The sequence below is a fragment of the Ruegeria sp. YTSA226 genome, assembly GCF_059609905.1.
Map to the genome: position 1 here is coordinate 16,637 of NZ_JBXWMQ010000002.1, position 21,021 is coordinate 37,657.

22 protein-coding genes are annotated in these 21,021 nt (G+C 56.6%); 7 read left to right on the top strand and 15 right to left on the bottom strand.

The genetic code is table 11. The features are described 5' to 3' along the window. The first annotated feature begins 134 nt into the window (after positions 1-134). On the top strand, positions 135-863 hold the full coding sequence (locus AC2FFF_RS02700; RefSeq protein ID WP_246097113.1) for a Hint domain-containing protein: 729 nt from the start codon (positions 135-137) through the stop codon (positions 861-863). A 67-nt stretch (positions 864-930) separates the two neighbouring features. Here the strand turns inward: AC2FFF_RS02700 and AC2FFF_RS02705 are convergent, their stop codons facing one another. The 8 genes from AC2FFF_RS02705 to AC2FFF_RS02740 form a co-directional block, all read right to left on the bottom strand. After that, positions 931-3,132, bottom strand: coding sequence for a 3-hydroxyacyl-CoA dehydrogenase NAD-binding domain-containing protein (locus tag AC2FFF_RS02705; protein ID WP_281971798.1), 2,202 nt, complete (start codon positions 3,130-3,132; stop codon positions 931-933). After that, on the bottom strand, positions 3,125-3,613 hold the full coding sequence (locus AC2FFF_RS02710) for a cupin domain-containing protein (protein WP_281971799.1): 489 nt from the start codon (positions 3,611-3,613) through the stop codon (positions 3,125-3,127). Before AC2FFF_RS02710 ends, AC2FFF_RS02705 begins: the two co-directional genes overlap by 8 nt. Continuing rightward, positions 3,613-4,824 (bottom strand): acetyl-CoA C-acetyltransferase, encoded by a 1,212-nt coding sequence (locus tag AC2FFF_RS02715; protein ID WP_281971800.1) that lies wholly within the window; start codon positions 4,822-4,824, stop codon positions 3,613-3,615. The genes AC2FFF_RS02710 and AC2FFF_RS02715 overlap by 1 nt, the downstream gene beginning before the upstream one ends. A 10-nt stretch (positions 4,825-4,834) precedes the next feature. Next, entirely contained in the window at positions 4,835-5,473 is a 639-nt protein-coding gene (locus AC2FFF_RS02720; RefSeq protein WP_281971801.1) for a glutathione S-transferase family protein, read from the bottom strand. Between the two features lie 79 nt (positions 5,474-5,552). Continuing rightward, positions 5,553-5,765, bottom strand: coding sequence for a hypothetical protein (locus AC2FFF_RS02725; RefSeq protein ID WP_142632813.1), 213 nt, complete (start codon positions 5,763-5,765; stop codon positions 5,553-5,555). Positions 5,766-5,816: 51 nt separating this feature from the next. Beyond that, positions 5,817-7,598 carry an acyl-CoA dehydrogenase C-terminal domain-containing protein gene (locus AC2FFF_RS02730; protein ID WP_281971802.1) on the bottom strand — a complete coding sequence of 594 codons (1,782 nt, stop codon included), beginning with the start codon at positions 7,596-7,598 and terminating at the stop codon, positions 5,817-5,819. A 48-nt stretch (positions 7,599-7,646) separates the two neighbouring features. Further along, on the bottom strand, positions 7,647-8,048 hold the full coding sequence (locus AC2FFF_RS02735) for a MerR family transcriptional regulator (protein ID WP_142632817.1): 402 nt from the start codon (positions 8,046-8,048) through the stop codon (positions 7,647-7,649). A gap of 298 nt (positions 8,049-8,346) precedes the next feature. Next, on the bottom strand, positions 8,347-8,715 hold the full coding sequence (locus tag AC2FFF_RS02740; RefSeq protein WP_142632819.1) for a MerR family transcriptional regulator: 369 nt from the start codon (positions 8,713-8,715) through the stop codon (positions 8,347-8,349). 113 nt (positions 8,716-8,828) lie between these two features. Here AC2FFF_RS02740 and AC2FFF_RS02745 point away from each other — a divergent pair, with 113 nt between their 5' ends. From AC2FFF_RS02745 to AC2FFF_RS02755, 3 genes are read left to right on the top strand one after another with little or no spacing between them, the layout of a single operon-like run. After that, on the top strand, positions 8,829-9,248 hold the full coding sequence (locus AC2FFF_RS02745) for a PaaI family thioesterase (RefSeq protein WP_142632821.1): 420 nt from the start codon (positions 8,829-8,831) through the stop codon (positions 9,246-9,248). Next, entirely contained in the window at positions 9,248-9,766 is a 519-nt protein-coding gene (locus tag AC2FFF_RS02750) for a PaaI family thioesterase (protein ID WP_271948008.1), read from the top strand. The genes AC2FFF_RS02745 and AC2FFF_RS02750 overlap by 1 nt, the downstream gene beginning before the upstream one ends. 6 nt (positions 9,767-9,772) lie before the next feature. Then, the gene (locus tag AC2FFF_RS02755; RefSeq protein WP_142632825.1) at positions 9,773-11,089 is read left to right on the top strand and encodes an MATE family efflux transporter; all 1,317 of its coding nucleotides are present in this window, start codon (positions 9,773-9,775) and stop codon (positions 11,087-11,089) included. Here the strand turns inward: AC2FFF_RS02755 and arsC are convergent. Genes arsC through AC2FFF_RS02775 form a run of 4 tightly spaced genes read right to left on the bottom strand, consistent with a single transcriptional unit; the run spans position 11,086 to position 13,245 of the window. Beyond that, complete coding sequence (arsC, locus tag AC2FFF_RS02760; RefSeq protein ID WP_142632827.1) at positions 11,086-11,427, bottom strand: arsenate reductase (glutaredoxin); 342 nt, start codon at positions 11,425-11,427, stop codon at positions 11,086-11,088. The genes AC2FFF_RS02755 and arsC overlap by 4 nt on opposite strands. Then, positions 11,424-12,482 (bottom strand): quinone-dependent dihydroorotate dehydrogenase, encoded by a 1,059-nt coding sequence (locus AC2FFF_RS02765; RefSeq protein WP_281971803.1) that lies wholly within the window; start codon positions 12,480-12,482, stop codon positions 11,424-11,426. The genes arsC and AC2FFF_RS02765 overlap by 4 nt, the downstream gene beginning before the upstream one ends. Continuing rightward, on the bottom strand, positions 12,479-12,910 hold the full coding sequence (locus tag AC2FFF_RS02770) for a DUF1330 domain-containing protein (protein ID WP_281971804.1): 432 nt from the start codon (positions 12,908-12,910) through the stop codon (positions 12,479-12,481). Before AC2FFF_RS02770 ends, AC2FFF_RS02765 begins: the two co-directional genes overlap by 4 nt. Then, positions 12,907-13,245, bottom strand: coding sequence for a DUF952 domain-containing protein (locus AC2FFF_RS02775; protein WP_281971805.1), 339 nt, complete (start codon positions 13,243-13,245; stop codon positions 12,907-12,909). Before AC2FFF_RS02775 ends, AC2FFF_RS02770 begins: the two co-directional genes overlap by 4 nt. Before the next feature lie 107 nt (positions 13,246-13,352). Between AC2FFF_RS02775 and AC2FFF_RS02780 the strand changes: the two genes are divergently transcribed. Beyond that, the gene (locus AC2FFF_RS02780; RefSeq protein WP_142632834.1) at positions 13,353-14,930 is read left to right on the top strand and encodes a bifunctional metallophosphatase/5'-nucleotidase; all 1,578 of its coding nucleotides are present in this window, start codon (positions 13,353-13,355) and stop codon (positions 14,928-14,930) included. 65 nt (positions 14,931-14,995) lie between these two features. Here AC2FFF_RS02780 and AC2FFF_RS02785 read toward each other — a convergent pair whose 3' ends face one another. Beyond that, positions 14,996-16,654: a tetratricopeptide repeat-containing sulfotransferase family protein gene (locus tag AC2FFF_RS02785; RefSeq protein ID WP_281971806.1), complete on the bottom strand. Its 1,659-nt coding sequence runs from the start codon at positions 16,652-16,654 to the stop codon at positions 14,996-14,998. Positions 16,655-16,709: 55 nt separating this feature from the next. Here AC2FFF_RS02785 and AC2FFF_RS02790 point away from each other — a divergent pair, with 55 nt between their 5' ends. Both AC2FFF_RS02790 and mnmH read left to right on the top strand, forming a co-directional pair. Next, on the top strand, positions 16,710-17,375 hold the full coding sequence (locus tag AC2FFF_RS02790; protein ID WP_281971807.1) for an SOS response-associated peptidase: 666 nt from the start codon (positions 16,710-16,712) through the stop codon (positions 17,373-17,375). Between the two features lie 44 nt (positions 17,376-17,419). Beyond that, on the top strand, positions 17,420-18,472 hold the full coding sequence (gene mnmH / locus AC2FFF_RS02795; protein ID WP_496882843.1) for a tRNA 2-selenouridine(34) synthase MnmH: 1,053 nt from the start codon (positions 17,420-17,422) through the stop codon (positions 18,470-18,472). Here the strand turns inward: mnmH and selD are convergent. Continuing rightward, entirely contained in the window at positions 18,463-20,622 is a 2,160-nt protein-coding gene (gene selD / locus AC2FFF_RS02800; RefSeq protein WP_281971809.1) for a selenide, water dikinase SelD, read from the bottom strand. The genes mnmH and selD overlap by 10 nt on opposite strands. Positions 20,623-20,627: 5 nt before the next feature. Continuing rightward, entirely contained in the window at positions 20,628-21,014 is a 387-nt protein-coding gene (locus tag AC2FFF_RS02805; protein WP_271947999.1) for a Na+/H+ antiporter subunit G, read from the bottom strand. Positions 21,015-21,021 lie beyond the last annotated feature (7 nt).

Genomic DNA, 21,021 nt, shown 5'->3' on the forward strand with positions numbered 1-21,021 from the left:
TTGTTCCGTTTTTAGCGTTATCCAACGGGGTTTGGGACCCAAATCAGGCTCAAATGTGTCAAAATTTGGACGCGTGATCGGTTTGGATGCTAATGAATATCTATTGTTTTTGGTGCCAGCAGGGGGGGAGGCACGTGTTTGAAGTAGTGAGTGACATGGGTATTTCAGATGTTCCGGAAAGCCGGACACAATTCGAAACCAGAGTAGAACTGAACGCGCGCCGTGGCGGCTTGATCCACGGGACCAGGGTTGCAACTGTCGACGGCTGGACGCCGATTGAAGACATTCAGCCTGGTGATCTGATCCGGACAGTCGAGAACGGCTTTAAGGCAGTAAGGCGCATTTCTGTCGATACGATTTCGGTTCCTACTGAAGAAAGTCGGATCGAGTATTTGCCAGTCCGCGTACCCCCAAGTGCCGTCGACAGCCCAGGTACGATTTGGATCATGCCTGAACAGGGTATAGCATTGGAGCATGGCACTGCAGATCTGACTGTTGTGGCAGCACGAAAGTTGAGCGGTTTGTTCCGCATCAAGTCGGACGTCCCGGCATCATCATTCGATGTCAGCGCACTGTTCTTTGACGAGGATGAAGTGGTCTATATGGAAGGCGGCATGCGCGCCTTCTGCCCGTCAGGGCGATTCGGCGGCCACAGCGGCACAAGTGCGGGCTATCAAATTGCCGAAAGCGAAACAGCGGCGGAATTGGTCGAAGATATACGAACCGAGGGCCGCGTGGCAGCCCTTGCCAACCCGTTGGGTGCGCTGCCTGCACCCATCTCGCTGGAACAAGTTGTCCCTTTGAGACCCAGCAGGGGCGCGCGTCGCCCGGGTCGTCCGGGCCGACCTCTCCCAGTGATCTGAACGGCAGACCAACCAAACACGACAAGCAGGGTGCTGGCGTAAGGTCTCTTACGCCAGCACCAACTGTTTAGGCAGCCTTGGCTTCGGGGTTGAAACGCCCGTAGAAGCTTTGGCCTTTATCTGCCATCTCACGCAGCAGCGGCGGGCAGGTAAACCGTTCCCCATATTGTGCGGTCAACTGATCGCAGCGCTCGGCCGCATAAGGGGTGCCGATGATGTCCAGCCAGCTCAGTGGGCCACCTGACCAAGGTGCAAAGCCCCAGCCCAAGATTGCGCCGACGTCACCCTCGCGGATGTCTTCCAGAACGCCTTCTTCCAATGCGCGGACGGCCTCCAGAACCTGAGCGAACATCAGGCGTTCCTGCACTTCGATCAGGTCGGGCTGATCCTCTGCCAGCGGATACTTGTCCTGCAGACCCTTCCAATATTCGACGCGCTTGCCTTTTTCGTCATAGTCGAAGAAGCCCGCGTTTGCCTTGCGGCCCAGACGGCCCTGTTCTTCCATCCAGAAGATCAGATCATCGGACGGGCTTTCAGGATATTCGTTGCCCATCGCGGCCTTGGTCGCGCGTGCGATCTTGGCACCCAGATCAATCGAGGTCTCATCAGTCAGCTGGATCGGCCCGACAGGGAAGCCCAACTGGCGTGCCGCGTTGTCGATCAGAACCGGGCTGACGCCTTCGGTCACCATCCGGGCACCTTCATTGATGTAGGGAATGATGCAGCGGTTGGCGTAGAAGAAGCGGGCATCGTTGACCACGATCGGCGTCTTGCGGATCTGGCGCACATAGTCCAGCGCCTTGGCCACTGCGCGATCACCGGTTTCCTTGCCTTTGATGATCTCGACCAAGAACATCTTCTCGACGGGCGAGAAGAAGTGGATGCCGATGAACTGATCCGCACGCACCGAAGCTTTGGCCAGGTCGCTGATCGGCAGGGTCGAGGTGTTCGAGGCAAAGATGCAGTCCTCGGGAATGATCGCCTCGACCTTTTTGGTCATCTCGGCCTTGACGCCCATGTCTTCGAAGACGGCTTCGATGATCAGGTCACAGCCCTTCAGATGATCAAGGTCAGGGGTCGCGGTGATGCGGCCCAGCATGGCCTCTTTCTTTTCAGCCGTAACCTTGCCGCGCTTCATACCTTTGTCCAGGTACGTTTCGGTATAGGCTTTGCCTTTGTCTGCGGCTTCCTGATCGCGGTCGATCAGAACAACTTCCATACCGGCCTGCGCCGATACAAGTGCGATACCCGCACCCATCATGCCAGCGCCCAGAACACCGATCTTCTTGACTGACTGATCCGGTACGCCCGCAGGACGCACGGCGCCTTTTTCCAAGGCTTCCTTGTTCAGGAACAGTGATCGGATCATGGCACCCGAAGACGGGTTCAGCAGGACCGAGGTGAACCAGCGTGCTTCGATCTTTAGCGCGGTGTCGAAATCGACCAGTGCACCTTCGTAAACAGCGCTTAGCAACGCCTTGGCGGCAGGGAACGCACCCTGGGTTTTGCTATTCACCATAGCCGAGGCGCCGACGAAATTCATGAAACCGGCAGGGTGGTAAGGCGCGCCACCGGGCATTTTGTAACCCTTGGCATCCCAAGGCTTCACAATGTCCGCATCTTTGGCGTTCAGCACCCAATCTTTTGCTGCGGCAACTGGATCCTCGGCGATCTCATCGATGTAGCCTGCACTTTTCGCCTTTTTGACGTCCAGCATCTTGCCTTCCAGCAACAGCGGAGCGGCTGCAATCGCACCGACCTTGCGGACCATACGGGTGGTGCCACCAGCGCCGGGGAAGATGCCAACCATGATTTCAGGCAGGCCGTATTTCGCCTTTGGGTTCTCGGCTGCAAAGATGCGGTGCGTCGACAGCGGTAGTTCCATGCCAATGCCTGCGGCTGTACCGGGCAGGGCGGTTGCAATCGGCTTGCCGCCTTTCTTGGTCTTGGGGTCCATGCCCGCCAGCTCGATCTTGCGCAGCACGCCGTGCATATTCATGGTGCCTTCGAACAGGCCCTTGGCGGGGTTGTCGCCCGCCTGTTCTTTCATCACCGCAAGCAGGTTCAGGTCCATGCCACCGGCGAACGAACCTTCTTTCCCGCTGGTGATAACGATGCCTTTGATCTCGTCATCGGCAAGTGCCTGATCGATGCAATCGCTCAACTGTGCGAAGCCGTCAAAAGACATCACGTTCATGGACTTTCCTAGGACGTCCCAGGTGATAATGGCGACGCCGTCCGCGTCTTTGCTCAGAGTGAAATCAGTCATTGTCATCTCCAATCTGGTCAGCCGTTAGCGGGCTGCCATCTTTCCGGGTGAAGGAGAATCCGTTCTCATCATCCTTCACCATCATGTCTAAGTCGCTGTAATAGCCGGTCTCGTTCGGGGTCCGTGTGCCCACCACCAGAAAGGTCGCAGGCGCATCGGTGTTGTTCACAAGGTGATGGCCGTTGGCTTCACCTGCGGGCCATACGGCGCAATCGCCGGGCTGCATTTCATGCTCGCCATCGTCGTCGATCAGCGTACAGGTGCCGCTTAGCATGATTGCAAACTCGTCCTGCTCCATATGGTAGTGGCGCAGCGAGGACATGCCTTGCGGTTCAAGCCGTACGATGTTGACCCCGTACTGGGTCAGCCCGCCCGCATCACCGAGGCGCTGAACAAAACGGCCTGCGGTCGCCTCGGCCAGCTTGCCCGGATAGGCCGAGCCGCCCTGAAACGGAATCTGAGAGAGATCCAGCTTTGGCATCAGACGCGCTCGATGATCGTTGCTGCACCCATGCCGGATGCGATGCAAAGCGTGGCCAGCCCGGTTTCCTTGTCCTGACGTTCAAGCTCATCCAGCAGGGTGCCGATGATCATCGCGCCGGTCGCGCCCAGCGGGTGGCCCATTGCGATCGAGCCGCCATTGACGTTGACCAAAGCCGGATCGACATCGAATGCCTGCTGGAAGCGCAGAACAACCGAGGCAAAGGCTTCGTTCACTTCGAACAGGTCGAGATCGCTGATTTTCATGCCGTTGTCGGCGAGGATTTTCTCGGTCACCGGAACCGGACCGGTCAGCATAATGGTGGGGTCGGTGCCGATCTTGGCCGTGGCCTTGATGCGTGCGCGCGGCTTCAGGCCGTACTTCTCGCCGAATTCCTTGTTGCCGATCAGAACTGCCGCTGCACCATCCACGATGCCCGAGCTGTTACCCGCGTGGTGGATATGATTGATCTTTTCCAGATGCGGGTATTTCAGCTTTGCGACGTTGTCGAAGCCGGGCATTTGCTCGCCCATCATCTGGAATGCGGGGTTCAAGCCACCCAGGCTTTGCATGTCCGTGCCGGGGCGCATGTATTCATCATGGTCCAGAATGGTCAGGCCGTTCTGATCCTTAACGGTGATGACCGATTTCGAGAACCGGTTGTCGTCCCACGCAGCTTTTGCACGGCGCTGCGATTCCATCGCCAATTGGTCGGCCTGATCCCGAGAGAAACCGTATTCAGTGGCAATGATGTCAGCCGAAATACCCTGCGGCACAAAGTAGGTGTTCATCGCCAGCGAGGGATCAACCGCAATCGCGGCACCATCGCTGCCCATAGGCACGCGGCCCATCATCTCGACACCGCCTGCAATGTATGCGTCGCCTGCGCCGCCCTTGACCTGGTTAGCAGCCAGGTTCACGGCTTCCATGCCGGACGCGCAGAACCGGTTGATCGCCAGCCCGGGGATCGATTCATCCAGATCAGAACCCAGCACTGCGGTTCGTGCCAGACAGCCGCCCTGTTCCATAACCTGGGTTACGTTGCCCCAGATGACGTCCTCTACGGCGTGGCCCTCTAGATTGTTCCGCTCTTTTACGGCGTTCAATGTCAGCGAGGACAGGCGCGCCGAAGTCAGCTCGTGCAGGCTGCCATCCTTGCGGCCTTTGCCGCGCGGAGTACGCAGGGCGTCATAGATATATGCGTCGGTCATAGTTTTCTCCTTAAGCTCGATCCGGCACAGAGCCGGGCATCAGGTCGTAGGGGTGTTTCCAGCCAGGCTGCTGGGACAAGCGTGTCAGCCAGGCGTCGATATTTGGCCATTCGGTGCGGTCAAAGCCGAAGGGTTCAGGATAGTAGAGATAGCCACAGCAGCTGAGATCAGCATTGGTTACGCCGTCCCCAACGATCCAGTCGCGACCGTTCAGATGTGCATCCAGGACTTGATACGCAGCCTTCAGGCGACCCTGGTTGAATGCGATCACATCTGGGTTGCGATGTTCTTCCGGCAGAAAGTTGATCAAAAAACGGGTCAGGCCTGCCATCGAGCTGAGTTTGTGATTGTCCCACAGCACCCAGCGCAGTACCTCGTATTTCTCTTCCTGCGTCTTTCCTCCGAACATGCCTGTTTTTTCAGTTATATAAGTCTGAATGGCCCCGGACTGACTGGTGCGAAAGTCGCCATCAATCATGACGGGCGCTTCACCCATTTCGTTGATAGTGGCACGAAATTCGGGAGTGCGTGTCACTCCTTTGAAGAAGTCGACTTCGACGGCTTCCCATTCTAACCCTGATAACTCCAGAGCCAGCGCCGCCTTGTACGAGTTTCCGCTGACGCCGAAACAATGCAGTTTGATGGTCATCATTTGCCTCCCTTGGCACATGAGTCAGTGCGATGTGCTGTATCATGTAGCCCGCCCTTTTTTGGGCGGGTCTGTTTTCTTATCGTTTGCGCTCTTCAAGTTCGGAATTGAAGATACGCAAACGGTGCGTCAGGCTCTCTTCGTCGATGACACTGTTGAAGTTCTCGAACAGGAATGACAGTGCCTCACCTTCGTCCAGACCAGCCTCGCGCGCGAACCCTCTGAGTTTGCGATAGCCGTCTTCGGTCATGGCGACCGGGAAACGGCGTGTTAGGCGAAATCGTTTTGGCATATCGAGCCTTTCGAATGGCCGGCCCCAAGATGGTCTGGGGCCGGTCAGAGATCAGAAGCTTGCCGCGTCCAGGCCCATGACAGTATCCGCACCGCTCTGGATGCGTGTCAGATGAAGACCGGTGGCTGGCAAGCGACGCGCCATGTAGAACTGGCCGGTGGTAATCTTTGTCTCGTAGAACTCGGTGTCCGAAGTCCCGGCTTCAAGTGCGGCATAAGAGGCTTTTGCCATCTGTGCCCACATCAGGCCCAGGCAGACATGACCGAACATGTGCATGAAGTCATTCGACCCAGCCAGCGCATGGTTGGGGTTCTTGGTGCCGCTTTGCATAAAGTACATGGCAGCGGCCTGCAGATCCTTGGAGGCCGCTTTCAGCGGTTCGATAAACGCCGTATCATAGGCTTCGTTCTGACCTGCGTTTTCCTTGCAAAAGTTTTTGACCATTTCGAAAAACGCCATGACGTGTTTGCCGCCATCTTGGGCAAGTTTACGGCCCACAAGGTCAAGCGCCTGAACGCCGTTTGCGCCTTCGTAGATCATCGCGATCCGGGCGTCGCGGGTATATTGCGACATGCCCCATTCTTCGATGTAGCCGTGGCCGCCATAGACTTGCTGGGCCTTGACCGTCATGTCATAGCCTTCGTCGGTCAGGAACCCTTTGAGGACCGGCGTCAGCAGTGAGATCAGGCCATCGGCGGCATCGTCACCAGAGCGGTGGGCCTTGTCGATCATGGTCGCTCCCCACAGAACAAAGGCACGGGCACCCTCGGTAAAGCTTTTCTGATCCATCAGGCTGCGGCGGATGTCGGGATGCACGATCAGCGGATCGGCTGGACCGTCCGGGTTTTTCGCACCGGTCACATCGCGGCCCTGCAGGCGGTCTTTGGCGTATTCCACCGCGTTCTGATAGGCCGCGTCGGCCTGGGACAGACCCTGCATGGCTACACCCATACGGGCTTCGTTCATCATGGTGAACATCGCTCGCATGCCTTTATGCTCTTCGCCCAAAAGATAGCCGGTTGCCTCGTCATAGTTCATGACGCAGGTCGAGTTGCCGTGGATGCCCATCTTTTCTTCGATGTTGCCGACCGATACGCCGTTGCGTTCACCCAGGCTGCCATCTTCGTTCACCATGAATTTAGGAACGATGAACAGGGATACACCCTTGATGCCTTCGGGGCCGCCCACGATCTTGGCCAGCACCAGGTGAATGATGTTGTCGGCCATGTCGTGTTCACCAGCCGAGATAAAGATCTTCTGACCGGAAATCTTGTAGGAGCCATCCGCCTGCGGTTCAGCCTTGGTGCGCATCAGACCCAGGTCGGTGCCGCAATGCGGTTCGGTCAGGTTCATGGTGCCGGTCCAATCGCAGCTAACCATGTTCGGCAGATAGGTTTCTTTCTGCTCTTGGGTGCCGTGCGCCAGAATGGCCGAGGCTGCGCCGTGGGTCAGACCTTGATACATGGTGAACGCCTGGTTCGAGGCGGAAAACATCTCGGCCACGGCAGAGCCGATGACATAAGGCATGTTCTGGCCGCCGAATTCTTCGGGCATGTCCAGGCCGGTCCAGCCGCCTTCCTTCATCTGACCGAATGCGTCTTTAAAGCCAGTGGGGGTATATACCACACCGTTTTCCAGACGACATCCTTCGGTATCACCGATTGTATTCAGCGGGTGCAGAACATTTGTCGCCATCTTACCGGCTTCTTCTAGAACAGCGCCGGTAAAATCAGGTTCAAGCTCGCTATAACCCGGGATGTCCGATCCCGATACATTGAGCACTTCGTGCAATACGAACTGCATGTCTTTGGTTGGTGCATTGTATACGGGCATTGGGAACTTCCTTAGTTTCGCTTGTCCGGTGGGTGGGTGCCGCCGGGGTTATTCTGCGGCCTTTTTGTCGCTCTTGATCGAGGCGATCACTTTCTCGCCCCATCTCAACTGTTCTTTTAGATCGTCAATGGCCTGGGTCAGCTCTTCACGCCGGGATTCCATATCGGCAAGCCGCTCGCACGCGATCTCATAGGTGCGGGTCATCTGTGTAACCTGCTGATCACCTACGTGATACAAATCAAGAAGCTGGCGAATTTCTTCCAGGCTGAAGCCAAAGCGTTTGCCTCGCAGGATCAGCTTGAGACGCGCCCGGTCGCTTTTGGTGAACAGTCGTTTCTGCCCTTCGCGGATCGGAAACAAAAGTTCCTTTGCCTCGTAAAAACGTAATGTGCGCGGCGTGACATCATAGGTCTCGCACATTTCACGAATGGTCATCAGATCTTCGGTCATGGTTTCTGCACTCTTGTAACTGGCCTTCGTTAAGCTGATTTGCGCAGTCGATGCGCGTCTTACAGCACGTAGATGCCGTTCACGTAACGCGAACGCTGCGTCACAAATAAGTTGACGTAACTTCCGTTCGCGTCAAGGTTTCTACTGCAGGGAATTTCAGGACGTCACGTCAGATCACCTTCCAGATGCAATTTTCCAAACACGGGAAAGCATGCTGAAAGGGTAAAAGAGCCCAGGAAGGGTCTGTTTTTGGCTTTGGCAAATCCGATAGTAAACGCGATCAACTGGGCAGCAATGCCTAGTCTAACAATTTCGCGGTCTGGTCACGCATTTGTTCCAAGGCATCTATGGCTTCATCCAACTGTTTTTTCTGATTGTTCAGTTCGACAAGCTGATGTTCGGCCATTTCGATGAAGGCCTTCATCTGTGCCTGATTCCCCTGATCTTCGTAGATCAGCAGCCACTGGCGGATATCTTCCAGTGGAAATCCGTATTTCCGTCCCCGCATGATCAGCGTCATCCGAGCGCATTCCCTAGGCCCGTAAAAGCGAGTTCGGCCTTCGCGGTCAGGCTGCAGAAGTTCGATATATTCATAGTAGCGCAGGGTACGTGGAGTCACGTCAAACTCGGCGCACATCTCTTTGAATGACAAACGGTTGTCGGGCATTCCTGGTCTCCTTCGAAACAGCGTAGGACGTGGCGAGTTCAAGCGCAACAGGCGGGCTTGCTCTTTTGCTAGCCTGACGCTCATAAAGGGAGAAACAGAGAGGACACAAGTAGATGGTCGACAAAGCTGCTATAGCACGACAGTTTATTGAGGCCATTCCGCATGCCAAAGCTTTGGGTTTGACACTCACCAAAATGGGTAATGGCGAGGCCGAGATTTCGATGCCCTACAAGGCCGAACTGATCGGTGATCCACGCACGGGTGTGATCCATGGCGGGGCGGTTTTTGCCCTGCTTGACACCTGCTGCGGTTCCGCGGTCATGTGCCATCCTTCTTCGCCCGGCGCCACCGCGACAATAGATCTGCGGATAGACTACATGCGCCCGGCGACGCCAGGGCAGAGCATTACGACACATGCTGTCTGTTATCACATCACCAGAAACGTGGCCTTTGTCCGCGCAACTGCGATGGATGAGGACAAGGACCTGCCCGTGGCAACCGCCACCGGTTCATTCACAGTGGAGAGCCGATGATGTCACGACCTCGGCCCGAAGCCATGCAGCTTATCGAACAGCGTCGCGATGCAGCACTGAAGGCAATCGTGGATGGTGTTCCATATATTCAGTTTCTCGGAATCGAATTTGACCGGCGGGGAAATGAGTTGACCGGGGTACTGAACTTTGACCAAAAGCTGATCGGAAACCCGATGCTTCCGGCGCTTCATGGTGGTGTGACGGCTGCCTTTCTGGAAGTAACCGCGGTTATCACCCTGAGTTGGGAGTATTTCTTTCCCCGGATCGAAAACGGCGAATTGGATGCCAGCACGGTCTTTCAAGATGAAACCATCATGTTTCCAAAAACAGTCGATTTCACTGTTGATTACCTGCGATCGGGCTTGCCTCGGGATGCCTATGCGCGTGCCTTTGTTCGCCGATTAGGGCGCCGGTATGCGTCGGTTCGTGTCGAAGCGTGGCAGGACAATCATCAGCGACCTTTCGCACAGGCCAGCGGGCATTTTCTGATGCCGCAGTCCAAATCGAAAGCTGAGTAGATTTCCATGCAAGACGCCTCGGCACCAATCACGCACAGGCGCGTGCTTAAAATTGCAGCGCCCATCGTGCTGTCGAATGCCACGGTTCCGATCCTTGGGGCCGTGGATACTGGCGTAGTCGGGCAGATGGGTCTGGCTGCGCCGATTGGGGCTGTTGGGATGGGGGCCGTGATTCTGGCCTCGATCTACTGGATATTCGGCTTTCTGAGGATGGGGACCACCGGCCTGGCGGCGCAGGCGCGCGGGGCAGGTGACACTGCAGAAACCGGTGCGCTGCTGATGCGGGGCATATTGCTGGGCAGTGCGGCAGGTATGGTTTTCATATTGGCCCAAGTCCTTTTGTTCAAAGGGGCTTTTGCCCTTTCCCCCGCCAGCCCCGAGGTTGAGGCGCTGACCCGCGACTATTTGCGGATACGCATCTGGGGTGCGCCGGCAACGATTGCGCTGTTCGCCATCACTGGCTGGTTGATTGCGATTGAACGTACGCGTGGGGTCTTTGTCCTGCAGGTCTGGATGAACGGGCTGAATATTCTCCTGGATCTGTGGTTTGTGCTTGGTCTGGGTTGGGGCGTCGAGGGGGTGGCCATCGCGACGCTCATCGCCGAGTGGAGCGGGCTGGCACTGGGTCTCTGGCTGTGCCGCAGTGCTTTTACCGGGAATCAATGGCGTGACTGGCCGCGAATTTTTGATCCCACGCGTCTGCGTCGGATGATGCAGGTGAATGGCGACATCATGGTCCGTTCGGTATTGCTGACCGGCGCCTTTACCACATTCCTCTTCGTCGGGTCGGATCTGGGGGATGTTAATCTGGCAGCCAATCAGGTCTTGCTGCAGTTTCTCGAAATTACCGCCTTTGCACTGGATGGGTTCGCCTTTTCCGCCGAAGCACTGGTCGGCGGCGCCATTGGCGCGCGGGATCGGCATCAGGTGCGCCGAGCCGCGGCCATGGCTTCGCAATGGGGGGTAGGGGGTGCATTTGTACTTGGTGCGGTTTTCTATCTGGCCGGGCCAGCGTTGATCGACCTGATGTCAACTGCACCTGAGGTGCGACTAGCCGCACGCGAGTATCTGGTCTGGGCGGCGCTGGCGCCGGTGATCGGTGTGGCAAGCTGGATGTTTGACGGCATCTACATAGGCGCGACCTGGACGCGCGCAATGCGCAATGCGATGATCCATTCGGTTGCGATTTATGTTTTGGCCCTGTTCATATTGGTGCCTGCGCTCGGCAATCACGGCCTTTGGGCCGCGCTGATGATCTTGAACATCGCGCGTGCCTGCACGCTGGGATGGCGATACCCCAAGCTTGAGGCTTTGGTCGCCTAAAGAAGGTCCAGAAGGGATTCCGTAGGGCGACCAATGGCTGCGTTGTCCCCTTTGATTGCAAGCGGACGCTCGATCAAAATCGGATGGGCCGCCATTGCTGTGATCAGGTCATCCTGAGCGGTATTCTTGGTTAGGCCCAGTTCCTTGAACAGCTTTTCGCTAGTCCGCATCAGGTCGATGGCGGGGATATCAAGGCGTGTAAGTACGGCCCGGATTTCGTCTGCCGAGGGCGTATCCTCAAGGTATTTGCGAATTTCGACCTGCGCTCCGTTTTCCTCAAGCAAAGCGAGCCCTGCGCGAGACTTAGAGCATCTGGGATTGTGCCAGTATTCGATCATATCCAGTCCTGTCTTTTGCTTCCAACGGCCTGCGCAACTGTTTCAAACCCATCGCGCGCCAGCAAGTCATCCAAGCCTCGCGCGATTTCCGCTGCAAGTGAGATACCACCGAAAACCATCGCGGTGTAGAATTGCACGGCCGAAGCACCGGCGCATATCTTGGCATAGGCCTGTTCTGCTGTGCTGATGCCACCAACGCCGATCAACGGAATCTGACCGTCGGTCAAATGGCTAAACCGGGCAAGAACGCGGGTGGATTTTTCGAACAAAGGCGCGCCGGACAGGCCGCCTGCTTCGTCTCTGTGTGCGCTGCGCAACCCATCGCGCGACAAAGTGGTGTTCGAGGCGATGACCGCATCAACGCCCGATTCATGGGCCACTTCGGCGATATCCCGCAGCTCATCCTCGGTCAGATCGGGGGCGATCTTGAGGAATACTGGTAGAGGGCGCATTAGGGTGTTTCGGGTTTCGATCACGCCGCTCAACAGAGCGCTCAGCGCCGCTTTGCCTTGCAAATCCCGCAGCTTTTCAGTGTTCGGAGATGACACGTTGACCGTAGCGAAATCCAGATGCGCCCCACAATGGGCCAGTACCTTGGCAAAGTCGCCGGGGCGATCATCGCTGTCTTTGTTCGCACCAAGGTTCAGTCCGATCACCGCATCCCTGGGGCGCGCCGCCAGACGACGGGCCATGGCCTCCATCCCTTCGTTGTTAAAGCCAAAGCGGTTGATGGCAGCCTTGTCTTCGGTCAGGCGGAACAGGCGCGGCCTGGGATTGCCGGGCTGCGGGCGTGGGGTAACGGCACCGACTTCGATGAACCCAAACCCGGCGCGAGACAGGGGGCCAAGAACCTCTCCGTTCTTGTCGAACCCTGCGGCCAGACCAACCGGATTGGGCAGATCCAGCCCGGCGATTTTGGTCTGCAAACGCTGTGACGTGACCGGCCCTGGTGCAGGCGCAAGCCCTGCCTTCAGGGCTTTGATCGACAGGGCATGTGCAGTTTCCGGGTCCAAGCGGTGCAGGGCAGCCAGCCCCAGCTTTTCAGTCAGTTTCATCCAAAGATTTCTCCGCCTTCGGTCGGCGCGCACCGGATCAGGCGAGAGGTCTTCACCGCAGCCTGACGATGCACGACCGCCTGTTTGTAGTCAGGGTCGGATATCATTTCCAGAAAGGCATGGGCCGATGGGTAACGCGCGATAAATACCGCGTCCCATGCCTCATCCTTCGGGCCAATCAACGTAGTCTGAAACGCGCCGCGCCAAATGATCTTTGCCCCAAGGCGGGTAATAATCGGCGCGGTTTCGATCCCATAATTGCGATAGGCCTGAGCGCCCGACAGACCGCTTCTGGCCAGTTCGTGCCCCGATGGATATTCGGCCCGGCTGCGGAACCTCACCAGGTTCAGCATCTCAATAGACTGGTCACGATCCAGCACCTTGAAGGCTTCGAACTGGGCGCGATCCGGGTCGATATATTCCGTCATTTCATGTCGTCCGGGAAGCGATGCGCGTTGCCGTCAAAGGGCAGGGGGCAGGACCAAGCTATGTCGGTCATGCGGATCTGACGGTAGAGATGCGGAAACAGAGCGCCCCCGCGCGAAACCTCCCACTTCAGTTCCTCGCCCATCGCGTCAGCATCGCAGGCCAACAGCGTCAAACCTTCGGCGCTGGCAAAATGCTTGGCAGCGGTTTCCGCAGCTTGTTCAGCTGTCGAAAAGTGGACAAAACCGTCCGAAACATCAATCGGAGCACCATCCGTGGCGCCATCGGTCTGCAGCGCCGTCCATTCGTTGGCGCGGAAAATCTTGTAAATCAGCATAGAACGGTCATGCCCCGCGCTGCGGCTAGATTCAAGCCGGATTTCCCCCTTTGACTCTTTGCTGAAGGCGGCGCAACATCTTGGCAATTAACAAAGGGAGTTAAAATATGTTCACCCGTTTCCTAGCCTCGGCTGCTGTGCTGGGTTTGACTGCAGGAATGGCCGCCGCCGAATATAAACTGACCATTCTGCACACCAACGACTTTCATTCGCGTATCGAGCCGATCAACAAATATGACAGTGGCTGTAGTTCAGATGACAACGCCGAAGGCAAGTGTTTTGGCGGATCTGCCCGTCTCGTAACAGCAGTGGAAGAAGCCCGCGGACGTGCCGAAAACTCGATCCTGGTAGATGGCGGCGATCAGTTTCAGGGCTCGTTGTTCTATACCTATTACAAGGGCAAGGTCGCGGCCGAGTTCATGAACAAATTGGGCTATAACGCTATGACCGTGGGCAACCACGAATTCGATGATGGCCCGGAAGTCCTGCGCGGCTTTATTGACACGGTTGATTTCCCGGTGCTGATGTCGAACGCGGATTTTTCCGGCGAAGAATTGCTGAACGGCAAGATCAAAAAGTCTACAGTGATTGAAGTCGGCGGAGAAAAAGTCGGCCTTGTTGGTCTGACGCCGGAAGACACGCATGAACTGGCCTCTCCTGGCCCGAACATCACATTCTCGGACCCGGTTCCCGCGGTTCAGGCCGAAGTGGACAAGCTAACCGCGGAAGGCGTGAACAAGATCATCGTTCTCAGCCATTCGGGATATGCTGTCGACCAGCGTGTTGCACAGGAAACGACCGGCGTTGACGTAATCGTAGGTGGGCATTCCAATACATATTTGTCCAACGTTTCCGACAAGGCTGTTGGTCCCTATCCGACAGTGGTCGATGGCGTGCAGATCATTCAGGCCTATGCCTACGGCAAATTCCTGGGCGAGCTGAATGTCACTTTTGATGACGACGGAAATGTTGTCGCGGCGGCTGGTGAGCCGCTGATCATGGACAACAACGTGGCCGAAGATCAGGCCTCGCTGGACCGTATCGCGGAACTGGCCGCTCCTTTGGACGAAATCCGCAATAAGGTCGTGGCCAGCACGTCTGAGGCGATTGAGGGTGACCGTTCGATCTGTCGTGTTCAGGAATGTCAGATGGGCAATTTGGTCGCTGATGCTATGCTTGCGCGGGTTGCTGATCAGGGCGTTCATATCGCGATTGCGAACTCTGGCGGCTTGCGTGCTTCGATTGACCCTGGCGACGTGACCATGGGTGAAGTTCTGACCGTGCTGCCGTTCCAGAATACGCTTTCAACCTTTGAGATCAGCGGACAAGGCATCGTTGACGCGCTTGAAAACGGCGTGAGCCAGGTAGAAGAGGTCAAGGGCCGCTTTCCGCAGGTTGCCGGTCTGACCTTTGTTTGGGACGCATCGGTGGCACCAAACGAAGGGCGCGTATCAGAGGTCATGGTATCCAACGGCGATGGGCTTACCCCGATTGATCCGGCGGCGACTTATCTTGTCGTTACCAATAACTACGTCAGAAATGGCGGTGACGGGTACAGTATGTTCGAAGGCGACGATAAAAATGCCTATGACTTTGGCCCGGATCTTGCAGATGTCACGGCGGAATACCTAGCCGAAAACGCGCCTTACCAGCCTTATCTGGACGGTCGCATCAAGCAAAAGTAAGGCGACCAGAGCGAAACGAAAAGGGCCGCACCTTGGGATGCGGCCCTATTTCATTCAGCTAACCTTCAGCCTTGATCGATATCGTATTCCGGCCAAAGCCCTGTATCAAAACCCGCAAGCATGGGCTGGATATGTTCCGACACAGATCGCCATCCCCCAATGGATTTGGTTGAGATTTTGTTGCGAACCTGGTCGATACTGGCAGTCCGGACCTGTTTGGTATTCTCTTCCGGATGCATCATCGTCTCGGTCCATTCCAGGTCGCAGAAAGCGGCGACCTGCTTGCTATAGGTTTCGGGGTCCGCGACAAGCTTTTCATATGGAACGGTCAGGATCTTGTCGCCAAAAACAGCATCCCAATGCGCCATATAGCGACGATATAGGTTGGCAGAATGGGCAATGGTCTCAAGATTCGAGGCATAGTTCATGCCACCCGCAGGGAACCGGCGGATCCATTTCGAAAGACCAACATCGCGCGGATCACGCAGCATGTTTATTATCTTGGCGTTTGGGAATGCCGACAACAGGAAGCCGACCCGCTGAAAATTGTGGGGCATCTTGTCAACAAAAGCGGTCGAGCCATCGGGGATCGGCGGCATCAACTCTCGGAACTCTTTGGCATATTTCGCTGCGGCAGTGGAATCGAAGGTCTTGCGATGTTGTGCGTAGTCGCGCGAAAGATCGGCCCCAACCGTCAGTTCGCCGCAGCCAGCAATGTCTGGCGCGGAGCTCAGCATCATTTCCATGAGCGTCGTGCCAGAGCGCGGCTGGCCCAGAACGAAGATCGGAACCGGCTGATCGGTTTGTTCGGACCAAGGAACTCTTCCTCCTACAGGGAACAGGCCAGTGATACGTTCGAACTTCTGTTCTTCCGCCTCTAAATCATAGGGTTTGACGTTGTGTTGGATGGCATTGGCACGTGCAAATTGCGGCAGTGCTGCGCCAAGGCTATCGGTTTTTTGGATCAGGTGGGCCTTGGCAAATTCCAGTTCCGACAGCTCGTGTACGCTTTCGGATATCGCTGCTTCAACCGCCTCCATCAGTTTCGGGGCGTCCTCTTTGCTGGACATTGTCGAAAGCTGAAGAAGGGTGGCAACATGGAAGGGTTCTTTGGCGTAGATGCCCTGCAGAATATTGGCGCATCCCTTTTTGTCGCCACTCTGGTGCAGATTTACGGCTTTTTGAAAGGCTATCTTTTCGTTGTCCGGTGCCAATTCATACGCCTTGGTTATATCGCGTGAGTTGTGCTCGATATAACCGATGCGGCCATAGGCGCGGGCACGAGTCGACAACAGGCTGACATTTTCAGGGTCGCTTTGAAGTTTTTTGGTCACGTGATCAATGATCAGGCGCCAATTCTGTCCTTTCAGCGTAATCTCATCAATGACCCGGTTCAGTTCCTTGCTGGCTGGGAATTTTTCGGCCTTGAGTTCGGCATATTCCAAGGCTTTGGCCATCTGGCCGGTTTGCATAAGAGCATTGGCGAGGTTTTCGACGAATTGCGGATCGTCAGGTTTCATCCGCGCGGCTTCGACAAAATGCGGGATCGACCTTTTATACTGTTTCATCTCGGTCAGAACAAAACCGGAAATGGCATGAAAATCCGAGTCGGTCGGAAACTTTTTTACGCCAAGTTGAGCCTTTTTCAGCGCAGCCTGGAATTTGCCTTCTTCCAGCGCTGCGACAGCTTTGACTTTTAAGGTTTTCGCCGTTTGATTTTGCATATGACCCCGTGAGAACCTGTGCCTGTAGAAAACGATTGTTGAAAGTTCATTACCTATGTGCGGACGGTTTGCAATAACCCTTCCAAATGATGCCATGGCCCAGTTGTTTTCTGCGCGCCCGGCCAATGCTCTGCCTGTTGTCCCGAATTTCAACGTTTGTCCGACATGTCAGGTGCATGTGGTCAGGGCAGGCGAAACCGGGCGTCAGTTGGATGCCTTGCGTTGGGGGTTTTTACCACACTGGTACAAGTCCAAAACCGCTGGGCCATTGTTGATCAATGCCCGCGCCGAAACGCTAGCTGAAAAACCGGCGTTCAGGGTGGCCTGCAGAGAACGCAGATGTCTGATCGTTGCCAGCGGGTTTTATGAATGGACCAAAACCGAGAGCGGAGACCGGCTGCCCTGGTATATTTTCAGAAAAGACGGGGCCCCGATTGCTTTTGGCGGGGTATGGCAAGATTGGGGACCCGAGGGCGACCAGAAGGGAACATGCGCTATCGTTACGACACCAGCGAACCGCAATCTGGGCATAATTCATCACCGCATGCCCCTGATTGTTGAACCTGAAAACTGGCCTTTATGGCTGGGTGAAGTGGGCAAGGGGGCTGCGCGGCTGTTGTCTCCGGGGCAGGAAGATATTCTTGGCTTTCATCGTGTCGATCCGCGCGTCAATTCCAATCGGGCCAGTGGACCGACGCTTGTCGATCCCATCACAGGTTGACACCGTGCCTTTCCATCCGGTTCAACGCGGGTTAGATCGTTGACATGGTTCTGAAAATCACCAACCTTCAGCAGTTATACGCGCATGAGTTCGACACAACCATAGACGTGCGCAGCCCGGCTGAATTTGCCGAGGATCATTTGCCCGGGTCTATCAACCTGCCAGTTCTGGATAACGACGAACGGGCGCGCGTCGGGACGATCTATGTCCAGGAAAGCCCGTTTCTGGCCCGCAAGCTGGGGGCGGCTCTGGTTTTCAGGAATGCGGCCAACCACATTGAACACAGCCTGTCCCATCACGAAGGGGGGTGGAAACCCCTTGTATATTGCTGGCGCGGTGGGCAGAGATCTGGTTCGTTTACCTGGATGCTACAACAGATTGGCTGGCGGGCCGAGGTTGTCGAGGGCGGCTATCGGGCTTATCGCCGCTTGGTGAGCCGGTATCTGTATGACGATCCGTTGCAGTTTCAATTCGTCCTTCTGGATGGGTATACGGGCACAGCAAAGACCGAGCTGCTTACACACCTTCAGGAACGTGGTGTCCAGGTTCTGGATCTCGAAGGGCTTTCCAATCACCGGGGGTCGTTGCTGGGGGCAATGCCGGGCGGACAACCCAGTCAAAAGGCATTCGAATCCGCGCTGGCCGCAGAACTTTGTGGTTTTGACCCCACCCGTCCCGTCGTAGTCGAAGCGGAATCGTCCAAAATCGGCTCTTTGATCCTGCCGCCGAGGCTTTGGTCCGCCATGTGTGCGGCCGTGCGCATTCAGATTGATGCCCCGATAGAAGCGCGCGCGGAATATCTGGTCTCGGCATATGACGATGTCCTCAGCGATGCCGAGCGGTTGAAAGATCTCCTGTCGCCGCTGAGGTCTCACCGTGGGCATGAGGTGGTGGATGGGTGGTTTGCGCTGATTGACGGCGGTAACAAGTTGGCCCTTACACGGTCACTTATGGAACAGCATTACGACCCAGCTTATGCCAAGTCCGCGCGCGTACACAGCACCGAGATTGTGGCCTCGATCCAGGTTCCCTCGCTGGCAAGTACCGGTCTGAAAGAGGTCGCTGTGCGGGTCGAACAGGTCCTGGATCAGCTCTGAAGTTTTAAACCCGGCGTATCGTCGATCATGCCGATGATTGATGCCGGATATCCAGCCGCACGTAGGTCTGCACACAGGCCTGGCGCGTCATCGGCTTGGACAGCGGCCAATAGCCCTCCGGCGGTTTGAGGGTCGAAAAGAAGATCAGCCTTGGGTCCGTTGGCGAGTTCAGGCGCAATGGCGCGGTTGTCTTCGAAGATCGTGGACCGAACACCGCTTGCGCTAAGCTCCACAGCCCCGGCCATCACGGGAACCGCATCCAGAGCAATTACCGCACCGCAGCCCGAGGCACCGCAAATACCTTGCAGATGCCCTGCCAGACCAAACCCGGTCACATCGGTCATAGCATGGGCGCTGAACAGAATGCGCGCGGCTTCGCCCTGGGGCTGGACCATGTGGCGGAACGCCTCGGCGACCCAGATGCCATTGGCCAAACCGGCCATTTCGGCGGCCATGATCACGCCGCTGCCAATCGGCTTGGTCAGGATCAAAGCGTCGCCCTTGCGGGCTCCGGACAAGATGATCGGGTCGTTTTCGCACAGGCCGGTCAGAGTGAACCCGATGGTCATCTCATCCCCCATCGAACTGTGGCCTCCGACGATTTCGGCCCCGGTTGCGCGGATGACGTCACTGGCGGTGGCCATGATTTCTGACATTGTACGTTGTTGCAGTGCGGGTGACATCCGAGGCAGAATAATCGTTGCGGTGGCGGCCTGCGGTGCCGCACCCATCGCCCAGATATCACCCAATGCGTGAATGGCCGTGATCCGTGTCATCAAAACCGGATCATTGGTAAAGCTGCGCAAATGGTCCGAGGTCATCACCTGTCGCGCGCCGCCGGTGAGAAGCAAAGCCGCATCGTCACCTGAAAGCGGTATAACGTCTTGCCGATCGGGGGGCGGCAAATCAGACAGAACACTGCGCAAAGCGCGACGCCCAATCTTTGCGCCGCACCCACCGCACATGGGCTTTTCACCCAGGACTTCGGGCACGCCCAAAGCGTGGTCGCGGGGCAACTCTGCTGCTTTCATCTGCGGCAGATTCCGGAACTTATTCATGAAATTCTGGTCGATATGGTTCTTCCATTTCCACATCAACGGACCACTGAGCGAGGTTCCCAATCGCTCGGCCAATGCGGATTTCCCACCCAGCGATATCAGCTTGAGGTAATCTTTTTGCGGATGATAGGGGCGCATCTTTCCGACACCCAGCGAGGCCCGAAGATTGTCGTAAAGAATCGGGGCTTCTCGGACGGCATAGACACCTGCTTTTGGTCTGGGGTTTTCTGACAGATGGGCACAATCGCCGGCTGCGAACACAAAAGGATTGCTGGACTGCAGCCGGCTATTCACCGTGATATAGCCATCGTGAAGATCCAGCCCGGACTGCGCCATCCAACCATAGGGTTTGGCCCCCGCCGCCCCCGTCACGAATCCAGCCGCAATCTGGCGCCCGTCCTCCAACCGGATGTGATCCGCATGAATTTCGACGATGGCGGCCTGTTCGATCACGTCGATGCCAAGGTCAGCCATCGCATTGCGAATGATCGAGGCCGCCTTAGCGCCAATCGCGGTCAGGGCCCGAGCATTGTCGATCAGGGTCAATCGGGCGCTGCGGTTTGCGGAACGCAGAGCGTGCGCCATCGCCATGATCAACTCGACACCGGCAACACCACCACCGATCACGGCAACCGAGGCGGCGCCTGCGCCAGATTGGTACTCGGCCCACCTGGCGGCAAAAGACCCTAACGGTTTTGCGGGGACCGCATGGTCGGAAAATCCAGGCAGGGCCGGCATGTCGGATGTAATGCCAACATTAATCGAGGCTACATCATAGGCGACGGGCGGTCGGCCGGGCACATGTACCTCTTGCCGGTCAGGGTCTAACCCTTCGACGGCACCCAATATCACCCGTGCCCCGGCAAAGCGAGCCAGACGCACCAGATCAATATCCAGGTCACCCCGGCGGTAATGACCGGCAACGAAACCGGGCAGCATCCCTGAATAGGGGGCTGAAGGCGTGGGGTTGATGACCGTCAGGCGCGCGCCAGGCAGGGGGTTCATTCCCCATTTTCGCAACACCAGCGCGTGCGTATGACCGCCGCCGATAAGAACCAGATCGCGGGTCAGGGGTAGTGGAGGTCTATGCATAGGTATCAGGTGTTTCTGTGATCAGGAACGTCTTCGACCTGTTCGACCGCATGTGTAGCCCAGATTTTGTCCTCACCCGCGTCCGGCAGATCCTGGGGCTTTTCATGGCGGTGAATATGCCATTTGGCAATAAACAGGGCCGTGATCGGAGCAGTCAGGAACAGAAACAGCGTGATCAGCAGCTCGTGCAGAGACAGGTGATGTTCGATCAATACGGAATGGATGATTGAGGCGATCAGAACGCCACCCACCCCAAGCGTTGTCGCTTTGGTGGGGGCGTGAAGCCTGGACATCGGGTCCTTTAGCTTGATCATCCCGTACGATCCGACAAAACCAAATATGCCTGAAACAACCAGGAAGAAGGCGACCAGAATTTCAAAGATTACCGACATGTCGCCC